The sequence below is a fragment of the Gottschalkia acidurici 9a genome (assembly GCF_000299355.1).
In the GTDB taxonomy this organism is placed as follows: Bacteria; Bacillota; Clostridia; order Tissierellales; family Gottschalkiaceae; genus Gottschalkia; species Gottschalkia acidurici.
On the sequence record NC_018664.1, the window covers coordinates 804,972 to 829,954 of the forward strand.

At 29.8% G+C, this 24,983-nt stretch carries 24 protein-coding genes and 1 riboswitch; of the genes, 17 read left to right on the top strand and 7 right to left on the bottom strand.

Going from position 1 to position 24,983, the window contains the following annotated elements:
• Positions 1-27 precede the first annotated feature (27 nt).
• Positions 28-1,485 (top strand): aryl-sulfate sulfotransferase, encoded by a 1,458-nt coding sequence (locus tag CURI_RS03640; protein WP_014966928.1) that lies wholly within the window; start codon positions 28-30, stop codon positions 1,483-1,485.
• 200 nt (positions 1,486-1,685) lie between these two features.
• Here the strand turns inward: CURI_RS03640 and CURI_RS15745 are convergent, their stop codons facing one another.
• Together CURI_RS15745 and CURI_RS16305 are read right to left on the bottom strand one after the other, a co-directional pair.
• Positions 1,686-1,835: a hypothetical protein gene (locus CURI_RS15745; RefSeq protein ID WP_014966929.1), complete on the bottom strand. Its 150-nt coding sequence runs from the start codon at positions 1,833-1,835 to the stop codon at positions 1,686-1,688.
• A gap of 202 nt (positions 1,836-2,037) precedes the next feature.
• Positions 2,038-2,163 (bottom strand): hypothetical protein, encoded by a 126-nt coding sequence (locus CURI_RS16305; RefSeq protein WP_266353811.1) that lies wholly within the window; start codon positions 2,161-2,163, stop codon positions 2,038-2,040.
• 140 nt (positions 2,164-2,303) lie between these two features.
• Between CURI_RS16305 and CURI_RS03645 the strand changes: the two genes are divergently transcribed.
• Entirely contained in the window at positions 2,304-2,858 is a 555-nt protein-coding gene (locus tag CURI_RS03645; protein WP_014966930.1) for a class I SAM-dependent methyltransferase, read from the top strand.
• Positions 2,859-2,904: 46 nt separating this feature from the next.
• Here the strand turns inward: CURI_RS03645 and ytvI are convergent, their stop codons facing one another.
• Together ytvI and CURI_RS03655 are read right to left on the bottom strand one after the other, a co-directional pair.
• The gene (gene ytvI, locus CURI_RS03650) at positions 2,905-3,951 is read right to left on the bottom strand and encodes a sporulation integral membrane protein YtvI (RefSeq protein ID WP_014966931.1); all 1,047 of its coding nucleotides are present in this window, start codon (positions 3,949-3,951) and stop codon (positions 2,905-2,907) included.
• 123 nt (positions 3,952-4,074) lie between these two features.
• Entirely contained in the window at positions 4,075-4,362 is a 288-nt protein-coding gene (locus CURI_RS03655) for an ArsR/SmtB family transcription factor (protein ID WP_014966932.1), read from the bottom strand.
• 168 nt (positions 4,363-4,530) lie between these two features.
• Between CURI_RS03655 and CURI_RS03660 the strand changes: the two genes are divergently transcribed.
• From CURI_RS03660 to CURI_RS03705, 10 genes are all read left to right on the top strand, one after another.
• Positions 4,531-5,001, top strand: a complete 471-nt coding sequence (locus CURI_RS03660) for a 4Fe-4S binding protein (protein WP_014966933.1) — start codon at positions 4,531-4,533, stop codon at positions 4,999-5,001.
• A gap of 165 nt (positions 5,002-5,166) precedes the next feature.
• Positions 5,167-5,250, top strand: a riboswitch (cyclic di-GMP riboswitch).
• Positions 5,251-5,358: 108 nt separating this feature from the next.
• Entirely contained in the window at positions 5,359-7,047 is a 1,689-nt protein-coding gene (locus CURI_RS03665; RefSeq protein WP_014966934.1) for a GspE/PulE family protein, read from the top strand.
• Between the two features lie 161 nt (positions 7,048-7,208).
• Positions 7,209-8,417 (top strand): type II secretion system F family protein, encoded by a 1,209-nt coding sequence (locus CURI_RS03670; protein WP_014966935.1) that lies wholly within the window; start codon positions 7,209-7,211, stop codon positions 8,415-8,417.
• A gap of 76 nt (positions 8,418-8,493) precedes the next feature.
• Positions 8,494-8,901 carry a type II secretion system protein gene (locus CURI_RS16440; RefSeq protein WP_051003964.1) on the top strand — a complete coding sequence of 136 codons (408 nt, stop codon included), beginning with the start codon at positions 8,494-8,496 and terminating at the stop codon, positions 8,899-8,901.
• A 243-nt stretch (positions 8,902-9,144) separates the two neighbouring features.
• Positions 9,145-10,257 (top strand): RNA-guided endonuclease InsQ/TnpB family protein, encoded by a 1,113-nt coding sequence (locus tag CURI_RS03680; protein WP_014966937.1) that lies wholly within the window; start codon positions 9,145-9,147, stop codon positions 10,255-10,257.
• A gap of 165 nt (positions 10,258-10,422) precedes the next feature.
• Positions 10,423-11,217: a prepilin peptidase gene (locus CURI_RS03685; protein ID WP_014966938.1), complete on the top strand. Its 795-nt coding sequence runs from the start codon at positions 10,423-10,425 to the stop codon at positions 11,215-11,217.
• A gap of 276 nt (positions 11,218-11,493) precedes the next feature.
• On the top strand, positions 11,494-12,477 hold the full coding sequence (pilM, locus tag CURI_RS03690; RefSeq protein WP_014966939.1) for a type IV pilus biogenesis protein PilM: 984 nt from the start codon (positions 11,494-11,496) through the stop codon (positions 12,475-12,477).
• Positions 12,478-12,487: 10 nt separating this feature from the next.
• On the top strand, positions 12,488-13,117 hold the full coding sequence (locus tag CURI_RS03695; RefSeq protein ID WP_014966940.1) for a PilN domain-containing protein: 630 nt from the start codon (positions 12,488-12,490) through the stop codon (positions 13,115-13,117).
• Positions 13,104-14,387, top strand: a complete 1,284-nt coding sequence (locus CURI_RS03700) for a hypothetical protein (RefSeq protein ID WP_014966941.1) — start codon at positions 13,104-13,106, stop codon at positions 14,385-14,387. The genes CURI_RS03695 and CURI_RS03700 overlap by 14 nt, the downstream gene beginning before the upstream one ends.
• A 350-nt stretch (positions 14,388-14,737) precedes the next feature.
• The gene (locus tag CURI_RS03705) at positions 14,738-14,959 is read left to right on the top strand and encodes a heavy-metal-associated domain-containing protein (RefSeq protein ID WP_041701509.1); all 222 of its coding nucleotides are present in this window, start codon (positions 14,738-14,740) and stop codon (positions 14,957-14,959) included.
• A gap of 56 nt (positions 14,960-15,015) precedes the next feature.
• On the opposite strand, the gene grxC is transcribed toward CURI_RS03705, so the two are convergent.
• Together grxC and CURI_RS03715 are read right to left on the bottom strand one after the other, a co-directional pair.
• Complete coding sequence (gene grxC / locus CURI_RS03710) at positions 15,016-15,270, bottom strand: glutaredoxin 3 (RefSeq protein ID WP_014966942.1); 255 nt, start codon at positions 15,268-15,270, stop codon at positions 15,016-15,018.
• A gap of 143 nt (positions 15,271-15,413) precedes the next feature.
• A complete protein-coding gene (locus CURI_RS03715) occupies positions 15,414-15,620 on the bottom strand; it encodes a TOBE domain-containing protein (RefSeq protein ID WP_014966943.1) in 207 nt (68 codons plus the stop codon).
• Positions 15,621-15,854: 234 nt separating this feature from the next.
• Between CURI_RS03715 and CURI_RS03720 the strand changes: the two genes are divergently transcribed.
• The 5 genes from CURI_RS03720 (at position 15,855) to CURI_RS03740 (ending at position 21,146) form a co-directional block, all read left to right on the top strand.
• Complete coding sequence (locus tag CURI_RS03720) at positions 15,855-17,930, top strand: methyl-accepting chemotaxis protein (protein WP_014966944.1); 2,076 nt, start codon at positions 15,855-15,857, stop codon at positions 17,928-17,930.
• A 110-nt stretch (positions 17,931-18,040) separates the two neighbouring features.
• Entirely contained in the window at positions 18,041-18,232 is a 192-nt protein-coding gene (locus CURI_RS03725; protein WP_014966945.1) for an ATP-binding protein, read from the top strand.
• A 6-nt stretch (positions 18,233-18,238) separates the two neighbouring features.
• On the top strand, positions 18,239-18,832 hold the full coding sequence (locus CURI_RS03730; RefSeq protein ID WP_014966946.1) for a 4Fe-4S binding protein: 594 nt from the start codon (positions 18,239-18,241) through the stop codon (positions 18,830-18,832).
• A gap of 119 nt (positions 18,833-18,951) precedes the next feature.
• Complete coding sequence (locus tag CURI_RS03735; protein ID WP_014966947.1) at positions 18,952-19,242, top strand: rhodanese-like domain-containing protein; 291 nt, start codon at positions 18,952-18,954, stop codon at positions 19,240-19,242.
• Between the two features lie 305 nt (positions 19,243-19,547).
• Positions 19,548-21,146, top strand: coding sequence for a putative polysaccharide biosynthesis protein (locus CURI_RS03740; RefSeq protein ID WP_144275996.1), 1,599 nt, complete (start codon positions 19,548-19,550; stop codon positions 21,144-21,146).
• Between the two features lie 175 nt (positions 21,147-21,321).
• Here the strand turns inward: CURI_RS03740 and CURI_RS03745 are convergent, their stop codons facing one another.
• Complete coding sequence (locus CURI_RS03745) at positions 21,322-22,632, bottom strand: BclA C-terminal domain-containing protein (protein WP_014966949.1); 1,311 nt, start codon at positions 22,630-22,632, stop codon at positions 21,322-21,324.
• Between the last annotated feature and the right edge of the window lie 2,351 nt (positions 22,633-24,983).

Here is a 24,983-nt window from a genome sequence, read left to right on the forward strand (position 1 = left end):
ATATAATTTAAAATAGGGGGTATTATTATGGGATTTCCAACAGTTTATCCAACAGGGGTAACGATATATAATCCAGAGAAAAGTTGGAGTGGATATACAATTTTTCAAGCAGCAGGAGAAGGTGCATTGTTAATAGATATGACAGGAAAGGAGATTAACCTATGGAAAGGGTTACATGGATTTCCGAATAAGATTTTGCCAGGTGGATACGTAATAGGAAGTACAGGTGAAAGAAATCCTAAGTATGGTATGCAAGACATGACAGATCTAGTTCAAGTAGATTGGGATGGAAATATTGTTTGGAGATTTAATAAGCTTGAATATATTGAAGATCCGGGAGAGGAACCACAATGGATGGCTAGACAACATCATGATTATCAAAGAGAAGGTAATACTGTAGGATATTATGCACCCGATCAGGAGCCACTAGTTGATGGAGGTAATACATTTATACTTTGCCATGAAAATGTTAAAAATCTGGATATATCAGAAAAGTTGCTTTTAGATGATAAGATTATAGAGGTAACTTGGGATGGCGAAATTGTATGGTCATGGAATGCAAACGAACATTTTCATGAACTAGGATTTGATGAAGCAGCTAAAAATATTATATACCGTGACCCGAATATGAGACCGGCAGGTGGAGGTATGGGAGACTGGTTGCATATAAATTCAATGTCACTACTTGGATCAAACAGATGGTATGATTCAGGTGATGAGCGCTTTCATCCTGATAATATAATATGGGATAGTAGAGAAGCAAATATAATGGCAATTATTGACAAGAAAACAGGGAAGATAGTTTGGAAGCTTGGACCTACATTTGATAATAATGAAGAACTTAAGAAAATAGGATGGATAATTGGTCAACATCATGTGCACTTAATTCCAAAAGGATTGCCTGGAGAAGGTAATATATTAATCTTTGATAATGGTGGTTGGGCAGGTTATGGGTTACCAAATCCAAACTCTCCAACAGGAAGACAAAATGCACGAAGGGACTACTCAAGAGTACTAGAGATTAATCCTATAACTCTTGAAATAGAGTGGCAATATACACCTAGTGAAGCAGGCTTTGTACATCCAGTAGATTCTTATCGCTTCTATAGCCCATTTATAAGTAGTGCACAAAGACTACCAAATGGAAACACTTTAATTACTGAAGGATCAGATGGACGTATTTTTGAAGTAACTAAGGAACATGAAATTGTGTGGGAATATATAAGTCCTTATGAAGGTGATGAAAACTTCAAATTAAACATGGTTTATAGAGCATATAGGGTACCTTATTCTTGGATACCACAGATAGAGTCACCCACTGAAGAAGTTGCTATAGAAAAGGTGGATAAAAAATTCTTCCGCGTACCAGGAGCAGCGGGAATTGGATCTCATAAAGAGACTATAGTAAAAGGTGTAAAGGATTCATATAAAACAGGCGATGGAGCACTATGTGTTTTATCCGACAATGACCTCAAAATAGATTAATTAAATTGTTGTGTTAATTAAAATCTCGAAAGTATTGAAAATACTATATTGATGTTTTATAGCATTAACTATATAGAAACTTAACCTATTAAGTTCAATATAAAAAATTAACTAACACAATAAAGTAAATTAAAATAATAATAAATATAAAAGCTCTTTTCTAAAAAGAATTGATAATAATTCAAAATAGAAAAGAGCTTTTACATTCTACGTAGAAGAGCTTTTAAGACTTCATCAAAAGGCTTATCGCCTATTTCATCTAGAGTTTTTTCAAGTTCAGTTTTTCTTCTAAGAGAACCACCAAGTATAATTTGTATATCTTGATTTCTATCAACAAGAAAAGACTGCACAGTCAATACGTCGGTAAGTAGACCTGAAATAACTAGAATTTGAGCAGGAGTTAAATTTACAAGTTTTTTTCTACATTTCTTTTTATTATTGTTTTTTTATCATCTTTACCATCATCTAATCCGAATTGGCTCATGATTTTTTCCATAAAGGCATCTAAATTTTGTTGTGAAAGCATAAGTAACTCCTCCTAAAGTTATAAGTCTAAGGAATGATAGTTTCAGAAGGAACTGGTTCATCTAAAACTCCTATACCTACTGTCATAAAGATAAATAAAGATACTGCTATAATCAAAAGGATATCATGCTTAGCTTCTTCAGAACTAGCCAATAAAATCCCCCCTTAAATTCACTAGTACAATATTACATTATACTAAATATAATACAGTATTGTTACTAGAAACATTGAAGTAATGTGTCTCAATATTAAGACAAACATGGTAAAAGTTAGAACAAAGGGAGGGAGGCAATATGGGAATAAAATTTATAAAAGAATATATAAAAAATCCTAGAGCTATAGGTGCAATAACTCCAAGTTCAAAATATCTTGCCGAGAAGATGATACAGGGGATAGATTTTAAAAATTGTGAATGCATAGTGGAATATGGACCAGGAACAGGTGTATTTACGGAAAAAATAATTGAAAGTAAAATGAAGGGCACAAAGCTCATATTAATAGAGTTAAATGATGACATGTATAAAATACTTAAGGATAAGTATAAGAGTAATGGAAGCATATATATTATAAACGATTCAGCTGAAAATATAGAGAACTATTTAAGTGCATATGAAATTTCAAAGGTAGACTATATAATATCTGGCTTACCTTTTGCAAGCTTACCACAAGAAATTTCACAAAATATACTCAATAATACTAAAAAAATACTAAGAGATGATGGTAGCTTTATAACGTTTCAATATACACTATTAAAAAAGGATTTAATAAATAATTATTTTAATAAAATAATTATAAAAAGAGAAATTAAGAACATACCACCAGCGTATGTTTTGAAATGTAGTAAATAAAGAAAGCCTCTACTATTATAATAGTAGAGGCTTTTAAATATATAACTTATATCATATCAACCTTATTAAGTATATTGTAAAGAACAACAATACCAAGAAGATATATCACACCTAAAAATCCATAAGCTTTTAATCCAATGAATATAGAACCTAAAATAAGAACAGGATGTATTCCTAAATTTGTAGACATTAACTTAGGTTCTAATACTTGCCTTATTATAGTAATTAATAAGAACATAATAACAAGTCCTATAGCAATGAAACTATTACCAGTTAAATAAAAATATAGAGCCATAGGCATGAGTACAGATCCAACACCTAGAACAGGTAATAAGTCAACAATAGCTGTTAGAAAGCTTAGCATAAGTGCATAATCAATTCCTAATATAGTTAATCCTACAAGGGTTTCAACAAAAGTTAATGATAATATGCAAGCATATGATTTAAAATATCCAAATAACATTTTCTTAGATTCTCTTAATATATGTCTTACCTTGAATCTACCACTAGAAGAAAACACTGAAAGAATTCTAGTTTCTATATTTGGCATGTCTTTTGAGAAAAAGTAAGTTGCTAAAAAAGTTATAAATGCTACCATCAATAGCATAGGAAGACCAACTACAAATGATAGAGCTTTATTCATAACAAATCTAGTTACGTTTAGAGTACTAGAAATAATAGTAGAGATTTGACTATAAAACTTATCAATTAAATTAAAATCAAATTTAGGAAAATCAAATTTATCTAAATAATTTATAAAATTATCTAAATAAACTCCAAGAGTATTGATATCCGGGAGAGATTCTAATAATAGTCTTATCTCGTTTACAACTTTGAATAAAATTGCAGATAAAATAAGCAATAATATTGTATAAACTATAAGCGTAGACAATATAGAGGAAACACTTGAAGATGTCTTTAGCTTCTTTTTTAAGAATCTGTTTAAAGGTTTAGTAAAAATTGATATAGCGAAAGCTAACACAAATGGTAACGTATAAGATAGAGTAGAAAAAAATAAGAAAAATAGTATAGTATAAACCACTAGAAATATAATTGTTTTTTTACTCTTATCTATAAAGATTTGTTTAAACATGCACTCATCCTTTCTCTTATAATTACTTAGTAATTTATTTATCCTAAATTGTATCTAAAACATAATTATATTATAAATTGAGACTTATTTCAGATAAATTTTTAAAGAAAATAAATTAGCAACCTATTTTATAAGTGCCTTAACTAAACTAGCAATTTCTTCATTAGAAATACTGTAGTATATCTCAGTACCATTTCTTTTACCTTCAACGACTCCCGCTGTTCTTAATCTTTGCAAATGTTGAGATATCGTAGATTGTGGAGCATCCAGACAGTTCTGAATGAAACTTACGTTACATTCTCCTTTTTCTAAAAGTCCATTAATTATACATAGTCTAATAGGATGAGCTATAACTTTAAGTAATTCTGCAACTTCACTATATTTCTCAATATTATCAATGCTATTATCCATAATACACTTCCTCTCTAAATTATTTAACCAATTATTCCTATCTATATATTAAAATACATCAATATTATAGTCAACAGCTTAAAGTTCTATAATCCTAATATAAAGAATAAATATATATTATACGCGATCGGATAGAAGAAAAGTTAGTTTAATAGGGGGAATAAAGTGATGAAAACATTATGGGGTAAATATTCATTTATAATTATACTTATGATTATAATATTAGGATTATTTAATCCTAGAATAGCGTTAGTAGGGATAGTATGCATGATAGGACCTATAGTTACATCTTTTCGTAAAGGTAGGTATTGGTGTAAGAATATATGCCCAAGAGGAAATCTTTTAGACAACGTGATGGCTAAAGCTTCTGGTAAGCGAAAAACACCAATGATTCTAAGATCTAATATATTTAGATTAATGATAGTGGGAACTATGCTAACAATATTCGCTATAGGATTAAAACAAGGCTGGGGTAGTACACTGGCTATAGGAATGATACTATATAGAATGATAGTAGTTACGACGTTTATAAGTGTGATAATATCGCTTCTTTATAATCATAGAACTTGGTGTAGTTTTTGTCCTATTGGTAGTATATCTACCTTTATATGGTGGATAAAAAGTCATAAAAAGATTTAATATTATTAAATGTAAGAGATTGTGGAACCAAGAAATAATTTAAAATAAAAAGAATAATTAATGATTATATTAGTAAAAAAGGTTGAATTTAGTTGACTTTAGTATGTAAATAATGTTATATTAATTATAGTTAGAAAATTATAGCAAAATTTAAAGACAAATGAATATAGAATTAGAACAGATGAACTGCAGTTACATTTGGACGCCTTATACTGTAGGGATGTAGTGGCGTAACCGGCTAATGATAAAAAATAGTAATATATTTTTTGTTATTAGCCTTTTTTTGTACCTATATGGCAAATCAAGAAGTATATTTATAGTTCCTAGTATTAAAGTACAGGAAAAGGGTGAGATAATATGCTTCAAAGAAAGAATAGGAAAATAGGAGAACTTTTATTAGAGATAGGACTGATTACTAATAAACAGCTTAAAGAAGCACTTAAAGTTCAGAAAGTAGTAGGTAAAAAGTTAGGTGAAATTCTTAATGACGAGGGAATGGTTAGTGAACAACAGATAATAGAGGTTCTAGAGCTTCAATTAGGAATACCGCATATGGATATAAGTAAGTTCTTTATAAGTCTTGAAGCAACTAAACTTATAGATGAAGTACTAGCTAGAAGATATACTCTAATACCTATATCTAAGACAGAAACAACTTTAGTAGTGGCGATGACAGATCCAACTAATATATTTGCAATAGACGATATAAGAATGTCGACTGAACTAAATATAAAGCCAGTAATATCTACAAAAATACATATATTAAATGCTATAGATCAATATTATGGGACAGAAAATGCTAAAAAGGCATTAAAAGAGTTTGAACAAAAAGACTATATGAAACATCTAGAAGTATTAGATCAAGAAGAATTAGATGAAGTAAATAATGCACCAGTAGTTAAGCTGGTAAACTCCATAATAGGTCAATCAGTAAGGCAAAAAGTAAGTGATATACATATAGAACCATTTGAGAAATACATAAAAATTAGATTAAGAGTAGATGGAGACTTGCAAGAGATTATGACACCATCAAAATCAGTTCATTCAGCTATATTATCAAGAATAAAGATAATGGCTAAGATGAACATAGTGGAAAAGAGGATTCCACAAGATGGAAGAATAGAAATGATAATTGATGGTAGAGCTATAGATATGAGGGTCTCAATAATTCCGACAATTCACGGAGAAAAAGCAGTTATAAGAATATTAGACAGTGAAAGTTTTATGCTAACTAAAAAAGAACTAGGTTTTACAGAGGAGAATTTAAAAAAAATTGATAATTTAATAAAAAACTCTAATGGAATAATACTAGTCACAGGACCTACGGGTAGTGGTAAGAGCACAACACTGTACACAGTCCTAAGAGAATTAAGCGATCCAAGAAGAAATATAATAACAATAGAGGAACCAGTGGAGTTTCAGATAGAAGGCATAAATCAAGTAAATGTAAATCCAAAAGTAGGTATGACATTTGCAAATGCACTAAGATCTATATTAAGACAAGACCCTGACATAATAATGATAGGGGAGATAAGGGATGAGGAAACAGCACAGATAGCAATAAGGGCAGCAATAACTGGACATTTAGTATTAAGTACAATGCATACTAATGACACGTCGTCTACAGTAGCAAGGCTAATAGATATAGGTATAGATTCCTATTTAGTTTCATCATCACTGAAGGGAGTAGTAGCACAAAGATTAGTGAAGCGAATATGTCAAAACTGTAAAATATCTTATAAAGCTAATATGGAAGAAAAAAAGATACTTTCTATAGATGAAGATGAAGACATAATAATACATAAAGGCAGAGGATGTAATACCTGTAATAGTACAGGCTATAAAGGAAGAATAGCAATTCATGAAATCTTAATAGTAGATAGTGAAATTAAAAAATTAATAGATAAAAATGCAACTACAGATGAAATAAGAGAAGAATCTAGAAAACAAGGAATGAAATCACTAAGAGATAGCTGTGTACAACTAGTTCTAAAAGGCATTACTACAGTGGAGGAAGTAATAGGGGTAGCTTACAGTCTAGAATAGACATATAAAATATAAACTAAGATTTATACGACAACTATGCATAGATCAATATTGGAATTATAAGAAAAATAATAATTTTATTAGAAAATATGTTTTATATATTTCCGAGTAAACAAATTATATTAGTTTTAAAGAATTAGTAAGGTCTAGGAGGAGTATAGTTGCCTTTATATAAATACAGAGCTGTAACTAAAACTGGAAGAAATATAGAAGGAACTTACGAAGCTGAAGATAAATCTGAAATGTTAAACATTATAAGGCAAGCCAATAATATACCAATAGAAATAGAAGAAGTAGTAAAAAGTAAAGATGTAATGGAACTAGATATATTTAATAAAGTGAGAATAAAAGATATATCAATATTTTGTAGACAATTCTATACTATGCTAAATGCAGGATTAACTATAGTAAGCTGTTTAGAAATATTAAAAGAGCAGACCGAAAGCAAGGCATTAAGAAAAGTTACAGAAGAATTATATGAAGATGTTTTAATAGGGATAACACTTACAGAAGCAATAAAAAAACATGAAAAGGTTTTCTCTGAACTTTTAACAAGTATGGTGGAAGCTGGGGAAGTAAGTGGTAACTTAGATGAAATAATGTATAGGATGGCTATACACTATGAAAAAGAGAATAAAATAAATAGAAAAATAAAAATAGCTATGATTTACCCTATAATTTTACTCGTACTATCAGTGATAGTAATAGCAATAATGTTAATCTTTGTAGTTCCAACATTTATGGAAATGTTTAAAGAAAGCGGTACAGAATTGCCGGTTCCAACTAAAATATTAATGTTGGTAAGCAGTTTTATAGGACAAAATTGGTACACTATATTTTTTACTATTGGAATTATGATGTATTTATTTACTAGATATTATAAGTCATCTAGGGGTAGGTACAATGTAGATAATATTAAGTTGAAAATTCCTATATTGGGTAAATCGATGCAGAAAATAGTAACATCAAGATTCAGTAGGACTCTAGCTACCATGATAGCAAGTGGAGTACCACTACTTGAGGCAATAAGTATATTAGGAAGAGTAGTATCAAATAGGGCAATACAATTACAACTAGAAGAAGTGAGAGATGAACTAAGAAGAGGAAGTAACTTATCAGGGTCAATAAAAAGAATAAAAGAGTTTCCACCCATGCTTACGCACATGTTAGAAATAGGTGAAGAGTCTGGAACTATAGATGATATATTGGACAAGACGGCTAACTTTTATGATATGGAGGTGGAAGCAGCTGTACAAACTATGACATCTCTAATAGAGCCTGTAATGATAATACTCATGGCAGTAATAATAGGTGGAATGGTGGTATCCATGATATTGCCAATGTTTGAGATGGTTAACACTATAAACTAAGAAAGATTTAACTTAAATGCATATTATAAAAAATATAGATTAATACATAAGTAAAAATCAAAAGGAGTAAATAATAATGCTCGAGATGTTTGTAAAATCGAGGGTAGAACAGTTTAGACAGGATCAAAATGGCTTTACTCTAGTAGAGTTAATTGTAGTTGTAGCCATATTAGGAATTTTAGCTGCAATAGGAGTATCAAGATTTGCAGGTATGACAGACAAAGCTAGAGAGAAAGCAGATTTATCAACAGCAGCAACAATAGCAAGTGCAACTCAGGCTTGGATATCAGATCAGGATAAGAAAGTGGAGAGTTCTGATATCGGAATAAACTTTATAACTAATGAACTAGTGGCAAAAGGTTATATAGAATCACCTAAAAACTCACAAACTAATGGCGAAACATGGGTTGTATTATATGATGATAGTACCCATGAACTTATAGTAAAAGCTGGAACTAATGAATGGTATCCAAAGAAAGAATAATATGTTATCTGGCATTAATTTCAGAGATAGTAACTCTATATAAAGATAGATTAGTAAGGCTTAATTGTGAACTTATATAGAATCTATATAACAAATTAGAAGCTAATATTTAAATCATAGACAATACAAAAATTAAAGAATAAGAGCAAATTAATTATTTATACAAATAGTTACAGTACTTAAGTGTGAGCTTAAACTAGAATGTAAATAAGTCTAGAAAAATGATTGAGGAGTTAGTGGAAAATGATACTATCTAGAAAGATTAGAATTATTCCAAACACAGAACAAGAACAAAAGCTATGGAGATCAGTTGGTACTGCAAGATTTATATATAATTGGACAATTGCAAAACAAGAAGAGAATTATAAAAATGGTGGAAAATTTATTAAAGATGGTAATTTGAGAAAGGAAATTACTAGGCTTAAAAAAGGTGAGTTATCATGGCTTAATGAAGTATCCAATAACATATCAAAACAAGCTGTAAAAGATGCCTGTAATGCATATAAAAGATTTTTTAAAGGATTAGCTAATAAGCCGAAATTTAAAAGTAGAAGAAAAAGTAAGCCATCATTTTATAATGATAATACTAAGTTAAGGGTAAAAACAAAAAGAGTTTTAATTGAAAAAGTAGGTTGGATTAAAACATCAGAACAGTTGCCTATAGGTGTTAAATATACTAATCCAAGAGTAAGCTATGACGGCAAGTATTGGTATTTATCTGTAGGTATTGAAAAAGAAAAGCCAAAAATGGAGCTAACAAATGAAAGCATGGGTATAGATGTAGGAATTAAAGATATCGCCATATGCTCAAATGGAATGACTTTTAAAAATATTAATAAGACAAGAACAGTTAAGAACTTAGAAAAGAGATTACATAGATTACAACGTAAAGTATTGAGAAAATATAGAATGAATAAGGAAGGGAGAAAGTTCGTCAGAACAAAGAATATTATAAAACTTGAAAATCAGATAGAATTAATTAATAGAAGACTGTCTAATATTAGAAACAACAACTTACATCAAATAACTGCCGAGATTGTGAAAACCAAGCCATCTAGGGTAGTTATGGAGACACTTAATATAAAAAACATGATGAAGAATAAACATTTGTCTAAAGCAATAAGTAAATTAGGACTATATGAATTTAAAAGACAGCTTCAATATAAATGCGAGTTTTATGGAATTGAGTTTGTTGAAGTTGATAAATGGTATCCATCATCAAAAATATGTAGCGTATGTGGACATAAAAAGGCTAAACTATCACTATCAGAAAGAACTTATATCTGTGAACAATGTGGGGCAGTAATAGATAGAGATATTAACGCTTCAATTAATTTAAGCAGATATTCAGCATAACTACCTGAACAGTTATGTTTGAGATGTAGGATTCGTTGTATCCGAAGTTAAGCCCTTGGAGTGTTATATCATCAAACGAGAGTAGTTTAGACAAAATCGGACACGATGAACAGGGAATTAAACAAGCTTATGAATTATTCAAAGTTATGGCAACGGTAAAGAAAAATGCAATTAGAAGCTTATTTATTCATACTTATAATAGGTTTAATGATAGGATCATTTTTAAATGTGTGCATATATAGAATACCAAGGAAAGAATCTATTGTATTTCCTTCATCACACTGTTTTTCTTGTAAAAATAAATTAAGGCTAATAGATTTGTTTCCCGTACTTAGTTATATATTTCTAAGGGGAAAGTGTAGATATTGTGGAAAGTTAATATCTATACAGTATCCATTAATAGAAGTCTTAAATAGTACAGTATATCTACTATTATTCTTATGCTTTGGAATAAGTATAAAGTTTGTATTCTATGCATTATTGACAAGCTTATTAATAGTAATAAGTTCAATAGATTATTATCATCAAATAATACCTGGCAAGTTAACATTACTAGTATTTATATGGGGTATTATTTATAAAATATATGCCTCTTTCTATATGTACTCTACATTCAACTTGAAATCAAATATAATATTAGTAAGTAGTATATTAGGATTTTTAGTAGGTGGAGGCTTTTATTATCTAATACTTATAATTTCAAAAGGAAATATGGGAGGAGGAGATATAAAGCTTATGGCTGCACTTGGAATATGGTTAGGATGGGAAGATACATTTATAGCTATATTTATTACATTTATGCTAGGAGCAATTATATCTATACTTCTACTAGTAACCAAGATAAAAAGTAGGAAAGATCCTATACCTTTTGGACCTTTTATAGTATTGGGTACTCTTATAACAATAATATACAAGCAAGAGGCTCTAGACTTATACTTTAAAATAACAAATCTATTTTAAATATATGAACTGAAAAAGAAGAAATTAATTATAAAAAAATAAGAGAGACAAAAAAGAAAGTACACTAATGTTGGTCATAATAGCATTTTTGTACTTTTTTATTTTATAATCTAACAGTTAAATATTGATATAGGACTTTGGAGTATATAGCGTAAAAAATAAAATGATATATACGAAAAACTATATAATTAGGAGGTGGGTAAGTAATGATAAAATTCATACTAGAAAACAAAATAGAACAAGAGAATAAGCTAAATAAAATTCAAAGATTAAAAAATGAAAAGTAAAATGGTAAAAAGAAATAAATTATCTATAGATATAGGGAGCAAAAATATAAAAATTGTAGAAGGTATGTGCGATGGCGAAGATATTACTATAAAAAGTTTAATTATGATTCCTACACCAGAAAATTGCTACTGTGATGGTCAAATAACTAATTTAGAAGTTATGATTGAAGTAATAAATGATACTCTTCAAAAGAAAAATATATCTACTAAAGGAGTTATATACACTATTGAAAGTAATTCTATCATATCTAGAGAAATAGAACTACCATCAATTATAGAAAAGGATATTAAGAAGATGCTAGAGTTCCAAGTAGAAGAATACTTTCCAGTAAATATAGAAGAATATATTATCCAAAGTAAGATCGTAGAACAAATAGATAATAATGAATTGAAAAAAAGCATATTATACGTTTATGCATTACCAAAAACAATATGTGAAGGATATATGAATTTGACTAAGAAATTAGGACTAAAGCCTATAGCGCTAGATATGAATGACAACTCAATATATAAATTTCTTATAGCATTATCTGCATTAAATACTGAAGAGCATAGTATAAAAGATAAAACAATAGCTGTATTAGATATAGGATACAGTAATACAAATGTATCTATAATTGAAAATGCAATCTTTAGATTTAGTAGATTAGTTGAATTTGGTGAAAAAGAACTAGATTTAAATATAGAAGCTTTTTTCAACGTATCACTAGAAGACTCATTAGGAAAGTTATATGCAGGTGTGGAAAGGATATTTAGGTATTATACAAGTAGAAGTTCGGTAAACACAATAGACTATATATACATATATGGCGCTATAAGTGAAATAAATGGGATAGATAAATACATAGAGAATATATTCAGTATACATACTTTAAAATTAAATAAACTGAATAATATAATACTGGACAAAAATCATACAGATTTAGATATATCACTATATGGGAATGCAATAGGCGCACTAATCAGAAAGTAGGGGAAATATAGTGAGAGATATAAACTTTTTTGAATCATATATAAATAAAAAAGATAATAAAATTGATAGGAAAAAAACTATATTAATAGGAATTGGATTAATAGTGTTTATAGTATCTATATATGTTTTTACAAATAAAGTTAGAGTGCATAGATTAAATAAGGAAATAGCAAATATCACAGAAGAGTTAGAAGGAGTAGCTTCAATAGAAAAGAAAAAATCTCTAAATCAGAAGAAAGATATGCTAGATAATTTAAAGATAAAAGATCAAAAAGTGAATATTATAATTAATGAATTACAAAAAAAGGACAACCTGGGGGCACATATAATAGAACTTATTACGAACTCAATGTCCGAAGATATATTTCTAAAGAGCATGACAATAAATCAATCTGATGTAGATATAGAGGGCATAGGGAGAAACAGGGGAGGAATAGCTAAACTAGAGGCAAATATAAGACAAGTAAGATATTTTGAAGATGTCTTTATTTCAAACATAGTGTTAGAAGAAGAGTTTTACAAGTTTAATATCAAGATAAAGTTTATGGAAAACAATAAAGAAACAAAAAAAGTAAAAGATGAAAAGAACAATAAGAAAATAAAAAAAGATGAGGAAGAAAGGAAAAATGAAATTAAGTAAAAGAGAAATTATGAGCTTATCAATTCTAGCTTTAATATTAGTTTCTATAGGAATATATAAGTTTATAATACAACCACAAGAAGAGCAGTTTCAATTTCTTAAAAATCAAAGAGATATTAAAAAAAGTCAGCTACTTAGATTTAAAAAAGAGGTGTCCTTGGAAAGTAAATTATATGCAGAGACATTAAAGTTGGAAGAACAAATATATAGTAAGTCTAAAAATTTATTCACATCTATAACTCAAGAAGAAATTATTTTACTAGTAGACGAATTCTCAGTATCCACTAAACTGAAAATACCCTCAATAACTTTTCCGGAAACAAGAATAGAATCTATGTTACAAAAGAAAGATAAGGAAGATGAAAATAAAAATGATAAAGAAAAAGAGCTAGATTTAAAAGTTTATTCAGCAGATTTAAAATATGAGGGGTATTACTATTCACTTTTAGATTTTCTAAAAAAGATATCTGGCTATGATAGAAAGATAATAATTAAAGATATGAATATATATAAAGATGATGATGGATATATAAGAGGAAACATTATGCTAGATTTTTACACTATAGAAAACATAATAGAGGTGAAGGAATCGATATATACTTGGAAAGCAAATATGGGATCCATAGTAGGGGATCCTTTTTTAGAATTTAATGACTATATTATATCTAAACAATCAAAAGAAATAGCTTCTGAAGAGATAATTGAAAGCAAAATGGAATCATCACTTACTTCCACCATAGACAAAATGAATAATAGACCTATGCCAGAGTATAAAAGAAATAATGAGCATCTTGTAAGAAGAACTGTATTAGGATTTGAAAATAAGAATGATATGTTTTTTGAGGGAAATGATAAGAAAATTTATGGCGAAATAACTCTAGATAAAAATAGAAAAATAGAGGGTGAAAGTTCATTAAATATAAGTTATAACTTTCTAGAGGGAAGAGAAAGAAACACTGTAAATATTTCAATTAATAATAATATTCCTATTTTAGGACAGGCTTATGGTATGGAACTATCAGTTTATCCAATAGATAAATCAAACTGTAGTATAGGAGTAATAATAAAAGATAAAGAAAGCAAAAATTATAAACTCTCACTTACTGATCATCTGAACTGGGATGGATGGAGAGCTCTAACTATAGAAATTCCTATGGAGATAAGATATCCAGTAGAAATTGAAGGTCTTTATATAGAGAACCTTGATAGTTCTGAAAGATTAAGCGGAAAGCTACTAATCGATAATATGGAATTGCTATACTTAAAATAAAAAATATGAGAGAAAAGTTCATGTATTTCAACAGATTTAATCAAAAAAATAGAAATCCAAGGATAAATACTAGTGTCCTTGGACTTTTATTTTAATAGTAACAATATGATCATTGCTTAAATATAATATAGCAATAAAAAATATAAATATTTAAAAGAAAGAAGGTGTCATAATGGGTTGCGGAGGATGTGAGTGTTTTGATTGGGGATGGGTTTGGTGTCTACTTACACTTCTAATACTACTATGTGTGATTGCACCACTCATTGAATGCTTCTGTGGTTTCGGAAAATAGTTTTATTTTGTTTATAATTTTCATCTATAGTGTCAATACTATAGATGGAGGTGATTTCATGAACATGAAAGCTAATAAGTATAAATTAAGCAGCTCACTTAAAAATTCATCTGATTTTAATTCACAGTCAGAGTCTATACACAGCTCGATAAGAAGTATTGATGGAGTAAATGCTGTTAGAATAGATTCTGATGCAAACACAGTAACGGTTGATTATGATGCGGGAAAGGTATCTTCATCAGAAATTGAACAAAAATTAAAAGAAGGAAACTTCATTTAAAAAGTAAGCCTGATGTCTAAGGATTAAATCCTAGATATCAGGCTTACTTTTTTTAATTATAGTCCAAGAGTAGTAACTAAATCACCAGATGACTCTAATGCAGCTAGATCATCGAATCCACCAATAAACTTATCATCAATGAAGATCTGAGGTACAGTTCTAGAACCAGATTTTTCTTTAGCTACTTTGAAAGTATCTTCATCGTTAGTTACATCTACTTCTGTAAAGTCAGCCCCTTTTCGTTTTAGCATAGCAGACGCCATTTTACAATATGGACAATAATTCTTAGTATATATAACAATTTTTTTCATATAGTTCATCCTTTCATTAAATAAAATTAGAATATATATAATATTATATTATGATTATAACTTATTATCATCAAAAAAAGAGTCAAGGTAACTTAATTTGTTATAGTTTAAATTATCACATAGACTCTAGAACGATATATGGACTATTTACCTAACATTACAGCAGAAGCTTTAATTATAGCTGTAACTTCATCTCCAACTTTAATGTCTAAATTTTCTACTGAACTTTTAGTAATTATACTAACTATAGTTTGACCATTTCCAAGATCTAATTCTACCTCTGAGTTTACTGAACCTTCATTAATGTTTAAAACTTTACCTTTGAGTTGATTTCTTGCACTAATTTTCATGTAGAAGTCTCTCCCAACTTTACTAATTTGTTTAAAATAATGGTATCTTGTTATGAATTATACCCATATATATAAAAATAAAACAATATTACAAAAAATGAGACAATATGTACAATGTTTATTTAAAAAAATATATATTTTACAAAAAGTTAATAAGTATTTAACAAAAAAAATATAAAGCCGATAATATATCGTAGAAGTATGATAAAAAATGAAAAAAGAAAGGGGAAAAACATGAGGAAAATTAGTACAAAAATTATAGCAGCAGTTCTAACTTGCTCCATAATTATGTCAATGATAGTTGGAATTACTAGTATATTAAGGAGTATGAGTGTAATAGATAAAGAATCCAGAGCAAATATACTAGAAAAGAGTATATCATATTCCAGAAAGTTTGATGAAGATATGACTATATATGAAACTTCATTGTTAAACTTAAAACAGTTTATGGATAGTACAATGGATACTACAAGACTTTATGAAGAGGGATATTTAGAAGACTATAGTGCGAATCTTTTAGGTCCTATAATAAAAAAAATTACTGAGGAAACGAAAGACTGCCTCGGAACATACATAGCTATAGATCCTAAAATTACTGGTAAAACAGAAGGAGTTTGGTATTCTGGAGACGGAAAGGGAAATGCTGAATACGCTCCAAACACAGAAGTATCTGGAATAGATCCAAGTGATCCCGATGTAGCGTGGTTTTATAATGCAATTAACCTTGACGAACCTTCTTGGGGAGATCCCTACGAAGATCTAGGTCAATATAAAATGAGTTATACTATACCTATTAAGATAAATGGGGAATCTATAGGGTTTATTGGAATAGATTTAAGTATAGAGGGGTTAAAAAAGCAAGTAGGAGATATAAAGACATATGATAATGGATATGCTTTTCTACTTAATAAAGACTACTCATATTTAGTTCACCCTACCTTAGGTAATGATAGTAATTTAAAAACTGTTGAGGGTGGAAAGCTCAAATATGTAGTTGAGGCAATTGAGGCAAATGGATCAGGGGTAGTAGATAGTGAATTTGGTGGAGATGCAAGAACATTAGCTTTTTCAAAGTTACGTGATGGAAGAGTATTCTTTTTAACAGCATCAAAAAGTGAGATATTTAAAGATATGTATAATACTATATATATTATTTTAGGTACAATTATTGTAACAGGTATACTGTCAGTATTTATTGCTTTATACTTAGGTAAAAGAATATCTAATCCTATAATATATGCAACGAATACACTGGATAGGCTTTCTAAGCTAGATTTAACGGAGTCAGAAGACAATAATAAAATTGAAACCTTAGTGAATAGAAAAGATGAGATAGGAATTATTTTTAGAGCAATATCTACATTAAAAGAAGAGTTAAGAAACATTATAATAGCAATAGAAGATACCACGGAGAATGTAGTCGACAATACAGATAGTTTAATGGTAGCTACCAGAGAAACTAGTATGTCTATAGGAGAAGTAACAAAAACTGTAGAAGAATTAGCAAATGCTGCTATGGAGCAAGCATCAGATACAGAAGAAGGATCAAGCAGACTAAGAAGGTTATCTGATGGAATAAGATCAGCAGTAGAAAATGGACACATAGTAGTAAATGGGGCTGTTGAAGCTCAAAAAATAAATGAAGAAGGTATAAAGTCGATAAATAGCATGGTAGATACATTTGACATTGTAAATAACACCTCGGATACTTTAGCTAAAAATGTTGATTCGTTACTAGATAAATCTCAATCTATAGGAAATATATTAAATACGATAGTAGATATATCTGAGCAAACAAATCTACTGGCATTAAATGCAGCTATAGAAGCAGCTAGAGCAGGTGAAGCTGGTAGAGGATTTGCAGTTGTTGCAGATGAAATAAGAAAATTATCTGAGGAAACAGGGCAAGCTACTGGAAATATAGGAGAGATATTAAGTGTTATACAAGATGAAGTTGGAACTACAAAACAAAATATGGATATGTCAGAAGAAGCACTTACTAATGCAAATCAATCATTAGTTGAATCTAAGCAAGCTTTCGAAAATATTTTTTCAGTAGTATCACAATCTATAGACTCGATAAATGAATTAGAAGAAAAATTAAAAATAGTAGATGAAGATAAAGAAGAAGCTTTATTATCAATGCAAAATATATCAGCCATATCTCAAGAATCAGCAGCATCCACGGAAGAACTGTCAGCATCTATGGAGGAACAGTCTGCAGCTATGGAAACAATATCTGGTAATACAGACAGGCTAGCTGAAGTAATAGGAAGTTTAAATGAGTTAGTTAATAGATTTAAGATATAGTTAAAAAATGTCTACATTATTTAAATGTAGACATTTTTTTGCTTGGAATATTGATATATCTAAATATTGTGATATAATAATATTTAAACAAATAGTAGGAGGAAGATATAATGTTAAAAGCTCAGGTATTAAAGAAACTTTGTGTTGGTTGTGGAACATGTGTAAAGGCTTGCCCTATGAAAGCAATAAAAATAGTAGATGGAATATTTGCAGAAGTAAATCAAGATAAATGTGTAGGATGTTCAAAATGTGAAAGAGAGTGCCCAGCGTCTATAATAGAAATTGTAGAAAAGGAGAGATAAATTAAAATGGTTGAGAGAAAGAAAAAGTCTTGGTATGATTATCTATATATAGCAACAGCAACATATTTAATATTAGGTATGTTTAATATACTTTTTGCTTGGCTTGGAATGATATGTTTTGCTGTTCCACTAATTATTTCTTTAACTGGTGGGGGAAAAAACTACTGCAATATTTATTGTGGAAGAGGACAATTATTACATCTTTTAGGTAATAAATTCAAACTATCTAGAAATAAACATATGCCTAAATTTATGAGGTCGAATATATTTAGGTATGGATTTTTAGTATTTTTTCTAACTATGTTTTTAATTATGCTTTTTAATACTTATCTAGTATTCGCGGGAGCTAACGAATTGAGAGAAGTAATAACTATACTTTGGACATGGAAGCTTCCTTGGCAATGGGTGAATACTAGCTTTGTATCTCCCTGGATAGCTCAATTTGCATTTGGATTTTATAGTATAATGTTAACGTCAACTATACTAGGTATAGTAACTATGATTCTATATAAACCTCGTTCATGGTGTGTATATTGTCCTATGGGAACTATGACTCAAGGCATTTCTATTTTAAAAAAGAAAGTTAAAGAAAATAATTAAAAGTAGAAAAAACTAGGTAACATATTAAAAATAAAGTTTCTTGACTTATAGTATAACTTAATAAATATTAGTTAGAATAAGTTATGTAGATATTAATTGTTAACGTCAGGAGTGATGAAATGAAAGTAAGCAGTGTAACTAATAGTGAATTAAAAGCAAAAATGAAGATAAATAGTGTTAATATACTAGATGTTAGAAAACCTGAACAATTTAAGGAAAATCATATAAAGGATGCAATATCAATTCCTTTAGAACAATTAGAAGAAAATTTAGATAAATTAAATAAAAAAGATGAAATAAATATAATATGTACTACAGGAAAAAGAGCTACTATGGCTAGTGACATATTGGCTAGAAATGGGTTTGAGAATATATCTGTAGTTTTACCAGGTATGAAAAGCTGGGAGTAAAAATAGATATTTATTTCCATATATATCTTTAGAAAAAGTAAAAATAAATGCATTGACTGATATGTTTTATTAAATATCAGTCAATGCATTTATTTTTGTGAAAATGTAAGTAATTTTCCTATAAAATCAATCTTATAAATATGTAGATACGATATAGTTCAAAATAATTAATAAAAATTAATCGACATCATAGACAGATACAAGTATACTATTATAGACATGAATTATTATTAAAAACTTTGAATTAGCACATTTATCCATTGTTATATTATAAAAGTTTATCAGCTATGTTGGGAGGGGAAAAATTGGGTAAAGATTCTTTTTTAAGAGGTGCATTTATATTAGGTTTGGCTGGTATAATGGTCAACGTGTTAGGAGCATTCTTTAGGATACCACTAGGTAATATAATAGGATCAGAAGGTATGGGATACTATCAAACCTCATTTCCAATATATATACTATTGGTTACTATTTCAGCGTCTGGGTTTCCAACTGCTATTTCAAAGGTTGTGTCTGAGAAGTTAGCACTTGAAGACAGCAAAGGAGCTTATAAAGTATTTAAGGTATCTTTTATAGCTTTAATTATAACTGGAATAGTATCGTTTATAATATTATTCTTTGGGGCTAGCTTTATAGTAAATAATATAATAAAAAGTCCAAAAGCATATTATAGTATGCTTGCTATATCACCAGCACTTTTATTTATCCCAATAATGTCTGCTTTTAGAGGCTATTTTCAAGGAAGACAAGAGATGTCACCTACGGCTGTGTCTCAGATAATGGAGCAATTGGGGAGAGTTGGACTCGGACTTTACTTAGCATTTATACTCTTATCAAGAGGAACAGAGTATGCAGCAGCGGGAGCTTCATTCGGTGGAACCGCTGGCGCTATATTTGGAACACTATATATTGGGTTTATTTATCTTAAAAATAAGAATTCTATAAAAGATGAAATAGAGAATAGTAAGAACTTTAAAGAAGAAAGTACTAGTGAAATAATAAAAAAGCTTTTATCAATAGCTATTCCAATAACTATAGGAACATCGATACTTCCTATAATGAATGTAGTTGATGCAAGTATGGTAGTGAGAAGACTTCAAAGTATTGGATTTTCATACGAACAGTCTAATAGTCTATTTGGACAGTTAACAGGAATGGCAGGAACTCTTATAAACTTTCCACAAGTTTTAACTATGTCTATAGCTATGAGTTTAGTTCCAGTAATATCACATTTTCATACTATTAAAGATATAGATAGCTTAAAACATAATACGAAGTTAGGAATAAGAACATCAATATTAATAGGTCTTCCAGCTTCATTTGGACTAGCTTCTTTATCTACTCCTATAATAAAGCTGCTATATCCAAAAGAGCCGAGTTCTGTAGGAGAAATATTATTATATCTTTCAATGAGTGTTATACTGCTTGGTCTTATTCAGTCTACTACTGCTATCCTTCAAGGTATAGAGAAAGCAAATATACCTGTAATAAATATAGCAATAGGTTTAGTATTTAAAATAGCTATAAATTATACATTGGTAGGAGTTTCATACTTTAATGTGAAAGGAGCAGCACTTGGAAATATAGGAGCATATATAGTAATTGTTATTTTAAACTTTTATCATATAAAGAAAATTTTAAATATAAAGTTTGAATTTACTCACTATATAGCAAAACCTTTGCTATCCTCACTCATAATGAGCATAATAGTTGTTACTTCTTATAAGTTATCTCTAAGCTTATTTGGAAATTCTATGTCTTGTCTAGTATCTATTGGGATTGGAACATTAGTATATGGTGCGAGCATTCTTTTGACAGGCGGAATAAGTGAGGGAGAAATATTAATTATGCCAAAAGGACAAAAAATAGCTGCTTTTTTAAAAAAATATAAAATACTTAGATAGCATTATTAATTAATTAATTAATTTATTACTTATATTAGAAAAGGATTCTATAGGAGTTTTGGAAAAAAGAAATAAACAGGATTATAGTAATTAATATACTTAGACTTTCAAAATTAATGAATAAGGTAGAAAATATTATAATATTTTCTACCTTATTTTTATTACTTAAAAATGCTTAAGCTAGACGTATAATACTCAGACCGGCCCCAGCACCACCCTGTAATGTTGCAGCTCCTAGTAGACCGAAAAGTTGCAATGATACAGTATCACCAGCATTTAAATTTATAATAGCACTTGCAGAAAAGCTGGAAACAGATAAGACTGGATTTCGTGTTAAGGCCGTTATAGGCGAACCATTAACGATTATCCTACTTCCTAACAATAGTGCTACTGTAGTATTCACATCATAACTTACACTGTAAAGTCCTGTTACAGGAACGGTAAATACAGTATTAGCACCATTTACAGTGAAACCATCTAAATTTTGAGAGTCAGGTAATGGAACTAAAGTTCCTCCCAATACCACTGCTATTACAGTTCCACTACTATTACCAGCAAACATAGAATTACTTGTAACTGCAGGTCCAGTAGGTCCAGTAGCTCCGGTTGGTCCAGTAGGTCCAGTAGCACCGTTAGCCCCAGTAGGTCCAGTAGCCCCAGTAGGTCCAGTAGCTCCGTCAGCCCCAGTAGGTCCAGTCGGCCCAATTAGTCCATTAGCGCCAGTAGGTCCAGTAGCCCCAGTAGCGCCAGTAGGTCCAGTAGCGCCATCAGCTCCAGTAGCTCCAGTAGCGCCAGTAGGTCCAGTAGCTCCGTCAGCCCCAGTAGCTCCAGTAGGTCCAATTAGTCCATTAGCGCCAGTAGGTCCAGTAGCCCCAGTAGCGCCAGTAGGTCCAGTAACACCATTAGCGCCAGTAGGCCCAGTAGCTCCAGTAGGCCCAGTAGCTCCATCAGCTCCAGTAGGTCCAGTAGGGCCAATTGGTCCAGTAGCACCAGTTATTCCTAACCCAGTTGGCCCAGTAGGTCCAGTCGGGCCAGTGGGTCCAATTATCCCTGCTCCAGTAGGTCCAGTAGCTCCAGTTGGTCCAATTGGTCCAATAAGTCCAGTAGCTCCGGTCGGCCCAGTAGGTCCAATTATTCCTGCTCCGGTAGGTCCAGTGGCTCCAGTTGGTCCAATTGGTCCAATAAGTCCAGTAGCTCCAGTCGGCCCAGTAGGTCCAATTATTCCTGATCCAGTAGGTCCAGTCGGTCCAGTAGGTCCAATTATTCCTGATCCAGTAGGTCCGGTAGGCCCAGTAGGTCCGATTAATCCTGCCCCAGTTGCCCCAGTAGCTCCAGTAGCTCCAGTGGGTCCAGTAGGTCCAGTCGACCCAGTAGGTCCGATAGGAACTGGAGGACATATGAAACCGTCATCATAAGGTATACAATTACAATTGCAATTGCAATTACAACTACAATTTGTTTGATATCTATTACACCTTGAGCTCATGCTAATCCCCCCTTTATAAATTGTTTGTTGCTTTAAATGAAACAGTCTAAATATATATAAGTGATAGACAAATAAAATAATTTAATTAATGCTTTATGAAAGTTGCAGTTAATCAACATACTACTTTTAGATATTAAGGATAATTCTCTTATTTAATAGCTGGGCGTATATATCTAGTTAATTTTAATGTTGGAATCAAGTATAAAACCTTCTGGAACAACTATAGAAGTATTAAAGACTATATCAGATTTTATAGGATGGACTGATTGAGAAGTTCCAGTAACAAAATACTAAACTAACTGTTTCGATCATTTACTATAAGTCTATTTTCAGTTAATATAGTTTCTTCACACGAAGCAGCGCTAAACCTTGAATAAGTTTTAAACTTAATATTTTTACATTTATACTGGAATCAAGCATTTCTATCGCGCCTGGTTTTCATATTGTTGATTAACTACTATAGTATTACTTTTAACAACTTACAGGAGGTATAAGTGGTATGTTATATTCAAATATAATTGATGAACTATTAATAATAGAAGATTTACACGATAATTTTGACTATAGTTTGAACTATTCTATTTACTCTCATACTATTGATTAAGAAATCTAATTTATTTAGTAAAATATCTTTTAATATAGCATTATTCAATGCTACATCACTATTATTAATAAAGATTACTGTAAATTTTATTATGGCTTATATTAAAGTGAAACCTTTATTTACTGACTTATACAGATATAATTAGGTGTTCATCCAGGAATAATAAGTTCATTAATGATAGATGATCCTGTAAGTAAAGGGTCTAGTTCATCCACAAAATTTACTACTGCAAAGTTGCTAAGTTGACTAATATTGAATTCTACGTCTATTCTACATAGATATTTACTAGTACGATAGAATTAAATATTATCTTTCCTAGGTTTGTTCATGTCTATAGATTAGCGTCTGGCTGATTAATACTATTTACACATTATTGCATACAAAACTAGTATCTGTTTTAATAACATCTTTCGGAGCTACATCAATAGTAGGGTTAGAGATAATATTATTAATTTGTAGCTTGCATGTTATAGTATAGCTATTACCAGGTAGTGAATAGTTTTATAGTTACTTTTAAGAACTGTTTGTTTACTTAACATTGACAAGGAGGTTGCACTGATATAGATAGTTCTTAAGTTAACACCTTTAGCCAAGATAACTTCAATAGAATATATGACTATAACTTTTTTCTAAATAGCACTTTTTACATTACAATCTATTTCACAGGGTATTACGATGAATGCAGTTTTCAGAATGTGTTCATAACTAGCTGCAAGAACAGATTGGATTGGGGTATTTTACCTTATATTTAAACTTAAGTTCTACTAAAAGCTTGTATCATAAGAACTGTTATTCTTAATTAGATATAATTTTATGATTTTCATCAATCGAAAAGAAGATACTTCTATTTCACTATGACTAGGAATTAATCGATTAATATCTGGTATTTCAATTGGTATTGTTAGATGTTATGAGAAGTTTTCTTACGTAAAGTATTTAGAGCCCAAAGGAAAATAGGAATACAATCCTAATTCTTTGACTAATTCAGAATACTCTTTTGTTATTAAGTTTCATATCTCCTTATCAATGACCTAGTACTATAAGCAGAGTAATATTATTAGATATTATTCTTTTATCTAATTAACAAGAAAAGGTGTCTTCTATATAGAGTATGAAACATATTGGAAATATGAGTATATTGAATAGGAGTAACAATAAAATTTGTAAATAGAATAATAAAATGGACTACATAGGCTGAATATTCCGTAGGATCAGCTATATATTAAACATTAAATGTAAAGTATTCTATAATCGTTTTAATCTTGACAAATGTTTCTTTTTTTAAAAGTATCTATAGATATGCTTATAGATATTGTGTTCTTTATAGTTTCTGAAGCACTAATATTTACTGTTTGATCAATTATACTCTTATAACTAGAGACAGATAAAATCTATGAATAGTGAGTTGTTTGAATACTTGTCTACAGTCTTTAAAGATACTACTAGATGTAATATATCCGTATTCAATCAAACTGCTTGATTCAACAGTTAATTAAGATAATTACTTATAAGTTAGTTACCTTAATTCATTATATGCAAGATTGTACATTAAGTTACTATAATTTTAAGAGAGCTTAATAAATAAGCAATTAAATTATTACACAATATTTCAGGAGAAATAATAAACAAAATCGTAAAACAAGACGCTATGATAATAACACTTGGTATTTAAAGGAGAGTTTATGGCTAGTAATGTAAAGAAATAAATAAAAACATCTAAATGTAATTAATAGGGATGTATAAATGA